Genomic DNA, 6098 nt, shown 5'->3' with positions numbered 1-6098 from the left:
TCCATGATGCGTCACGATGCTTCCATGATGCGTCGGGATGCTTCCATGAGGCGTCACGATGCTTCCCTGACGCGTCGGGATGCTTCCACGAGGCGTAACGATGCTTCCCTGATGCGTCGGGATGCCTCCCGGATGCCTGCGGCCGCCTCCCTGGTCATGCAGTAGCCGATTCGGCAGGAGAGATTGCCGGCACGGATCAAGCTGTGCGCATTATCAGCGGGCCCGGTGGCCGCTGCGCGCACGCGCCACGAAACGTGTTGACAATTTTGGCGGCCCGGTCCTAATCTCTTCTCCGAGGGTAATCCGCTCCTCGGCAACTTCACTTTCCGGGAGAAAAAAAATGGCAAAGAACGAGAACGTTCGTCTGCAGGCAGAAATACTCCAGGCGGATGAAAGAACCTTCTTGGCGGTCAAGGCGATCACCGATTACAGCCCGGCCAACCCGGCCTACAGTTTCGCCACCCTGGCCGCCAAGAACGAGGCCCTGCACGCCGCCCAGGAAGCCGAGCTGCGCGCCGAGAACGCCTTCAACGCCGCTCGCGACGCCAACGTTGCCATCCAGTGGGAGTATCACAATCTCATTCTCGGCGTCAAAGACCAGGTCATCGCCCAATTCGGCCCCAATTCCGACCAGGTCGCCTCGCTGGGCCTGAAGAAGAAATCCGAGCGCAAGTCACCGGCCCGCGCCAGCAAACCTGCCGCGTAGATCGGCGCCTGTGATTTGGCACGCGTTCAGGATGGCGGGAAACAGGGGAGGCGGGAAACAGCGGAAACAGGCGACGCACCACGGTTTTCCGGAGCCAGGATCGCATTCACGACGCCCAAAACCCGGTTCTAAACCATGATCTGTCCCCGAATCTCCGAATCTCCGAACCGTGGTCTGTCCCCGAATATCGCCGAATCTCGCCGAATCTCGCCACTTGAGGCTGCGATGAGTTCATCGATTTATTGAACCTGATTCGCGTTTGGTGACTACTCGTAGAATACCAAGGAGTTTCCGTTATGACTTACTCTGGACAGTGCTTATGTGGCGCCATTCGATATCAGCTCTCGGGTGAACCAAAGGTCGTTGCCTTGTGCCACTGCAGCGACTGCCGACGAAGCGCAGGCGCGCCCATGGTGGCTTGGGCAATGTTTCCAGAAACTGCCTTGACCCTGACGAAAGGGCAGCCGAAGACGATTAACTCGTCAGGTACTGCCATGCGGAGTTTCTGCGCTGACTGCGGAAGCGGGTTGTTCTACCGGAATGCAGACGTACTCCCTGGAATTGTCGACGTACAGTCCTCAACGCTTGACCATCCGGAGGCACTACCACCAACAGTGCAAATACAGACGGCCGAACGGCTGGAGTGGATGGAGCATATTCATGAACTTCCTTATTTCGAGAGATTTCCAGTGTAGGCCGAAGATGACGCCCAACCCGGCTGTCGAGTGGGACGGCCAAGCAGCTGCGCTGCTTGCTTCCCTCCGCGCTGCGCGCTTCGGCCGCCCCTCCCTTCCACGTTGGGCATCGCCGGTTGCCTATCGCAGAGCGTAGAATGATAATCTGCTTTCGTAAATGATTTCGGAGCCAGCCATGAAAGTCTATTCAGCGGTAATCGAACGCTGCCCACAAACAGGCCTGTTCGTAGGTTTCGTTCCCGGTTTTCCCGGTGCTCATTCCCAGGGAGAAACCTTGGATGAAGTCAATCACAATCTCCACGAGGTGATCACAATGCTTCTGGAAGACGGTGAACCCACTCTTGAGTCCGAGTTTGTTGGGGTTCAAAACGTTGCCGTAGCTTGAGCTATGGGCAACGTTCCCGTCCTCAAGCCCACCGAGGTCATTGTCATTCTTCTCCGACTCGGCTTCACGGAAGTCCGCCAAACCGGCTCGCACAAGCCATTTCGCGATGCTGTCGGTCGCTGCACCACCGTGCCGTTTCATCAAGCTCGAGACATCTCACCGATCTTGCTCCGTCAGCTCGCCAAAGACATTGGCCTCGCGCTTGATGAGTTGCTCAAACACAGATAGCCCAACCCGGCAGTCCACACGGACGCTGCGCGATAAAGCCGCGCAGCTGCGCTGACGTCCACCTTGGGCCGTATACCCGAAGCACCGTGGGTACCCACACGGCGAATGCGAAACATTGATGCCGAGCAAAGGAGCGATATGTCGAAAGTTGCTAAAAATACGATTTGCCTTTGGTACGACGCTGACGCCGAAGATGCCGCAGCATTTTACGCCGCTACTTTCCCCGATTCTTCGGTCGACGGTGTTCACCGCGCGCCAGGCGATTTCCCTGGCGGCAGGGAAGGTCAGGTGTTAACTGTGCTCTTCACTGTGATGGGAATACCTTGTCTAGGAATCAACGGTGGTTCCGCCTTCAAACAGACCGAGGCGTTCTCATTTCAAATTGCAACCACGGATCAAGCTGAGACCGATCGCTACTGGGATGCAATTGTCAGCAATGGCGGGACTGAGAGCGCCTGTGGCTGGTGCAAGGACAAATGGGGCCTTTCATGGCAGATTACCCCGTTGGCCTTGACTGAGGCAATCATCGATCCAGATCGCACTGCGGCAAAGCGCGCATTTGAAGCGATGATGTCCATGGGAAAAATTGATATCGCGACCATCGAGGCCGCACGCCGTGGAATTGCGCCAAATTAGAACTTAGGCGATTGCCGGAAAAGAACGTACCAGATTGCGCCGGATTTTCGGTCGGCTTCAAGGCGCGACAACAGGCGCATAGTCGAACTATGAAACTGTTGTCGTAACACAGAAGACGGGTGAAAAGACAAGCAAGATGGTATGTTCTTTGACAGAAATCGCCTTAAGACCGTACAGATCGAGCTTGAGCGAACTCCCGGAGTGCGTTTCACGCAGCTCGGCAAAATAATCCAGCAGGTCGGCCTCGCTCAGATCGTCGATCTGATGAGCGAAGTAGTCTCCCACCCGGCGCACGGCGCGCGAATACGCGTCGATTGTCTTCGGCTGCAAGCCCTTGCGTTTCTGGTGCTTCTGGTGCAGCTCGTAGTTCGTGTCAAAATTCGTCGTGGCGACAACGGACATCTCTTCCATCTTGCGGTAACCTCGCATTCGTCATGAACATCCCTCGGATGACGGGCGAGGTCACATCTTGACTTCAGCACGACTACAGCACCGCGCTTTCCTCCGCGTAGCGGCTTCGTCCAACCCGGCAGCCAAGCTCGCGCCGTTCGCTCGCTGGACGCTGCGCGATAGCGTGCCGCGCAGTGTCGCTTACCTTGCGCTTACCTTGAACGTCGGGCGTAGCCATGCCTAGCCCCGCCTCCAAGAGCAAGGGAAAGGGAAAGGGAAAAACCGTGCCGGAAATCATGAGCGACCCGGTCGCGGAACTGGACGCGAGAATCGGGGCTTACCCTGAGCTGCTACTGCTCAGCCAGCAGTGGAATCCCGAATCGGGCCTCATCCAGTTCGCCGACGGCGAGGAGGTCTACGTCCGTGCCAAGGCGACGCTCATCGGCAGCTGGGGACATTCCGGGAGCTGGCGATGGGCGTGGCCGAACGAGTCGCTACCTGCGGCCGCGCGCAAGGCTTCGCTGCGCCTGAAGGAACTCGCGCAGGTCACCGGTCGCGCCGAATTCCTGAACGAAAATTCCTTCCCCGCCACAGCGCTGGAAGCGAGGAAGCTGGTGGCCGAGGTCTGCCATCACCTCGCTGCGGCCGCTGCCTGCAACGTCGGCGCGGAGCAGGCTGTGTGGTGGTTCGCGCTGCACGCTATCGAACACCTCCGGCCGCTCGACGCGCTGACGCAGCGCGCCGGCGAGAGCGCAGCTCAAGTCCTCGCGCAGGGACATAGCGTCATGATCCTGAACGCTCTGCGGGCTCGCTTCCCCGGGCTGAGGCTGCAGCTCATCGGGCGCGACCTGCGCGGCGATCCGCAGCCGTGGGCGCATGACCTGCACGCGCAGATTCTGTTCGATTACCAGCGCCTGACTACGCACAAGGTACGCGACTTCAGCGGTGCCAATCTCGCGCATGCGCGATTCGACGACTCCATTCTGCGCGGCATCGTCCTCCAGGAAGCGACTTTCGAGGGGGCCACGCTGGTGGACACCGACCTCTCGCGAGCCGACCTGCGCGGCGCATCGTTTAGGCATGCCTTCCTCAACGGCACCAACTTCAACCGCGCACAACTCGCTGGCGCCGACTTCACCGGCGCCGAGCTGTCCGGCACCCTCCTCACCGACGTCGACCTGTCGGACGTGAAAGGGCTCGACGCGGTGCATCACATGACGCCGAGCGAGATCTCGCTGAGCACGCTCACCGCGTCGCAGTTCAAGCTGTCGCCGGCGTTCCTGCGGCGGGCCGGCGTCTCGCGCGGCCTGATCGAGGACCTCGCGAAAGGTCAGCGCTTCGCCCGTCAGTACGAGACCTGCTTTCTCTCCTACAGCTCGAAGGACACGCCCTTCGCGGAGAAGCTGTACCGGTCGCTGCAAGACGCCGGTGTGCGCGTGTTCTGGGACCGCTTCGACGTGCTTCCTGGCGAGTCGCTGCGCGACCAGGTCATCGAGGCCATCCACCAGCACGACCGCCTGATCGTTGTCCTGTCCGACAACGGCATGGCAAGCGACTGGGTGCGCCAGGAGATCGAGCTAGCGTGGCACCACAAGCGCGACTCGCTGGTGCCCATCCGCCTCTGTGCAATCGAGAAAGTTCAGGCATGGACGACAAAATACGAGACCTTGCCCGATCTTGCGGGGCTCTTCCCGATCCTCGACTTCTCGGCCTGGCGCAAGAAAGGCGACTACGCGCGCACCGTCTCGCTGCTCCTCAGGTCACTTGCCGGAGGAGCTGAGTTCTGTCCCCGGTAAGCCCCGCTCATCCCCACCGACGCCACGGGCTGTACAAAGCGCCTGGCAGGACGGGCTGGAACTCGGCGCATGCCTTGCGTGAAGAGCATCGGAAAGCGGTGTACGGGGAAACTGCATGCACGGTCTGATGAGCAGAGGGCAGGTGAAAACCTGCCCTCTACCCTGCCCTACCCGTTATGGGTAAGCCCGCGGCTATGCGGATAGCAGCCCGCTTCAGCCTATGCCCGTCGCCGCCGGCCAGACAAGAGTGCCAGCAGCGCCGAACCGGCAAGGAGCAAGGTTCCGGGCTCCGGGACATCCACAGGAGGAGCAATCTCCAGGGTAGTGGTGATGGCGAAATTTGACTCCGAAGTGTGCCGCTCGGCGAAGAATATGTCGAGATCGTAGGAGGTAGCGGCGGTCAGCCCCAATAATTTCAGGTCCTCCTCGGTAAAGCTGCCGCTTACCGCACCATGCACGCCGCCAAGATCCATCACGAGTTTTCCATCGACGAAGATCCACAGGTCGTCGTCGCCGGTGAAGGTGAAGATCTTGTCCGCACCGAGGGTGGGATCGCTGAAAGACAGCAGTCCCTCCAAGTGCATGGTGAAGTGGTAATTATGTGGGTTGCCCTGGTTGCCGTACAGCAAGCCGTCAATGGGAAAGAAAGCGCTGCTGCTGTAACTGAAAGTTCCGGCGGGACCCTCGCTCAAGGAGAGCGAAGTGGGGGTCGAGAGATTGAAGCCGGTGGAGTCGACATACCATTTTGCAAAGTTCGCCACCGTCGATCCACCGGTTACGATAGCCCCACCCGCTGTCGGCAGCCCGCCCGTCAGGGTTGAGGCCACCATTCCCGTTGTCAAACCCGGTATGGCACCTTCGAAGTCTGTCAGCCGTGTACAAGTAGTGCCGATACTCGGCGCGCAAAAGTCCCGAATCGTCCCGGTCAAGGTCACGCCCATGGCTCCCGTACTCCAACCCAAGCTCACCAGAGCCAGCGCCGCCAGCGCCCGACTTCCACTTCGGCAGTTCTTGATATTCATTACTCATTCTCCAAGAGAAAAAATTGTATGGAAGGGTACCGGCGCGTGCACCATTTGCCGGACCGACGAGAAGGCATCGATCACCTGTTGCGATGTTGGCTGCTTCGTGTCATAGAGCAAATAGCAGGTTTCGTGCCATGGCCCACAGATCGCCGACAATACTGTTTTAAATCCTTGTCCTAGATGTTGTTCACGAGGTCTTTACAGGCTCTGGACAAGTCTCCCTCCCGTTTGACTGTA

General features: G+C 59.3%; 8 protein-coding genes. 6 read left to right on the top strand and 2 right to left on the bottom strand.

Going from position 1 to position 6098, the window contains the following annotated elements; genetic code table 11:
- Positions 1–340: 340 nt before the first annotated feature.
- The 5 genes from E4Q23_RS09355 to E4Q23_RS09335 all read left to right on the top strand — a co-directional run bounded on the left by E4Q23_RS09355 (position 341) and on the right by E4Q23_RS09335 (position 2650).
- On the top strand, positions 341–706 hold the full coding sequence (locus tag E4Q23_RS09355) for a hypothetical protein (RefSeq protein ID WP_169066390.1): 366 nt from the start codon (positions 341–343) through the stop codon (positions 704–706).
- A 296-nt stretch (positions 707–1002) separates the two neighbouring features.
- Positions 1003–1401, top strand: a complete 399-nt coding sequence (locus tag E4Q23_RS09350) for a GFA family protein (protein ID WP_169066389.1) — start codon at positions 1003–1005, stop codon at positions 1399–1401.
- Between the two features lie 175 nt (positions 1402–1576).
- A complete protein-coding gene (locus E4Q23_RS09345; protein ID WP_169066388.1) occupies positions 1577–1786 on the top strand; it encodes a type II toxin-antitoxin system HicB family antitoxin in 210 nt (69 codons plus the stop codon).
- A 3-nt stretch (positions 1787–1789) separates the two neighbouring features.
- Positions 1790–2014 carry a type II toxin-antitoxin system HicA family toxin gene (locus tag E4Q23_RS09340; RefSeq protein WP_169066387.1) on the top strand — a complete coding sequence of 75 codons (225 nt, stop codon included), beginning with the start codon at positions 1790–1792 and terminating at the stop codon, positions 2012–2014.
- A gap of 138 nt (positions 2015–2152) precedes the next feature.
- Positions 2153–2650: a VOC family protein gene (locus E4Q23_RS09335; RefSeq protein WP_169066399.1), complete on the top strand. Its 498-nt coding sequence runs from the start codon at positions 2153–2155 to the stop codon at positions 2648–2650.
- Between the two features lie 87 nt (positions 2651–2737).
- Here the strand turns inward: E4Q23_RS09335 and E4Q23_RS09330 are convergent, their stop codons facing one another.
- On the bottom strand, positions 2738–3061 hold the full coding sequence (locus E4Q23_RS09330; RefSeq protein ID WP_169066386.1) for a phage integrase N-terminal SAM-like domain-containing protein: 324 nt from the start codon (positions 3059–3061) through the stop codon (positions 2738–2740).
- A 215-nt stretch (positions 3062–3276) separates the two neighbouring features.
- Between E4Q23_RS09330 and E4Q23_RS09325 the strand changes: the two genes are divergently transcribed.
- Positions 3277–4836, top strand: coding sequence for a toll/interleukin-1 receptor domain-containing protein (locus E4Q23_RS09325; RefSeq protein WP_169066385.1), 1560 nt, complete (start codon positions 3277–3279; stop codon positions 4834–4836).
- Between the two features lie 218 nt (positions 4837–5054).
- Here E4Q23_RS09325 and E4Q23_RS09320 read toward each other — a convergent pair whose 3' ends face one another.
- Positions 5055–5858 carry a fibro-slime domain-containing protein gene (locus E4Q23_RS09320; protein ID WP_211203699.1) on the bottom strand — a complete coding sequence of 268 codons (804 nt, stop codon included), beginning with the start codon at positions 5856–5858 and terminating at the stop codon, positions 5055–5057.
- Between the last annotated feature and the right edge of the window lie 240 nt (positions 5859–6098).

Origin of the sequence: Candidatus Accumulibacter phosphatis (assembly GCF_012939955.1) — a bacterium.
Taxonomy (GTDB): Bacteria; Pseudomonadota; Gammaproteobacteria; order Burkholderiales; family Rhodocyclaceae; genus Accumulibacter; species Accumulibacter delftensis.
The sequence above is the reverse complement of the archived record's forward strand: the minus strand, read 5'-3'. Positions and strand labels throughout refer to the sequence as shown.

Excerpts from the sequence above, each read along its gene's own strand:
- E4Q23_RS09340 (WP_169066387.1), top strand. The coding sequence starts at position 1,790 with ATGGGCAACGTTCCCGTCCTCAAGCCCACCGAGGTCATTGTCATTCTT.
- E4Q23_RS09335 (WP_169066399.1), top strand. The coding sequence starts at position 2,153 with ATGTCGAAAGTTGCTAAAAATACGATTTGCCTTTGGTACGACGCTGAC.
- E4Q23_RS09345 (WP_169066388.1), top strand. The coding sequence starts at position 1,577 with ATGAAAGTCTATTCAGCGGTAATCGAACGCTGCCCACAAACAGGCCTG.
- E4Q23_RS09325 (WP_169066385.1), top strand. The coding sequence starts at position 3,277 with ATGCCTAGCCCCGCCTCCAAGAGCAAGGGAAAGGGAAAGGGAAAAACC.
- E4Q23_RS09355 (WP_169066390.1), top strand. The coding sequence starts at position 341 with ATGGCAAAGAACGAGAACGTTCGTCTGCAGGCAGAAATACTCCAGGCG.
- E4Q23_RS09320 (WP_211203699.1), bottom strand. The coding sequence starts at position 5,858 with ATGAATATCAAGAACTGCCGAAGTGGAAGTCGGGCGCTGGCGGCGCTG.
- E4Q23_RS09350 (WP_169066389.1), top strand. The coding sequence starts at position 1,003 with ATGACTTACTCTGGACAGTGCTTATGTGGCGCCATTCGATATCAGCTC.
- E4Q23_RS09330 (WP_169066386.1), bottom strand. The coding sequence starts at position 3,061 with ATGGAAGAGATGTCCGTTGTCGCCACGACGAATTTTGACACGAACTAC.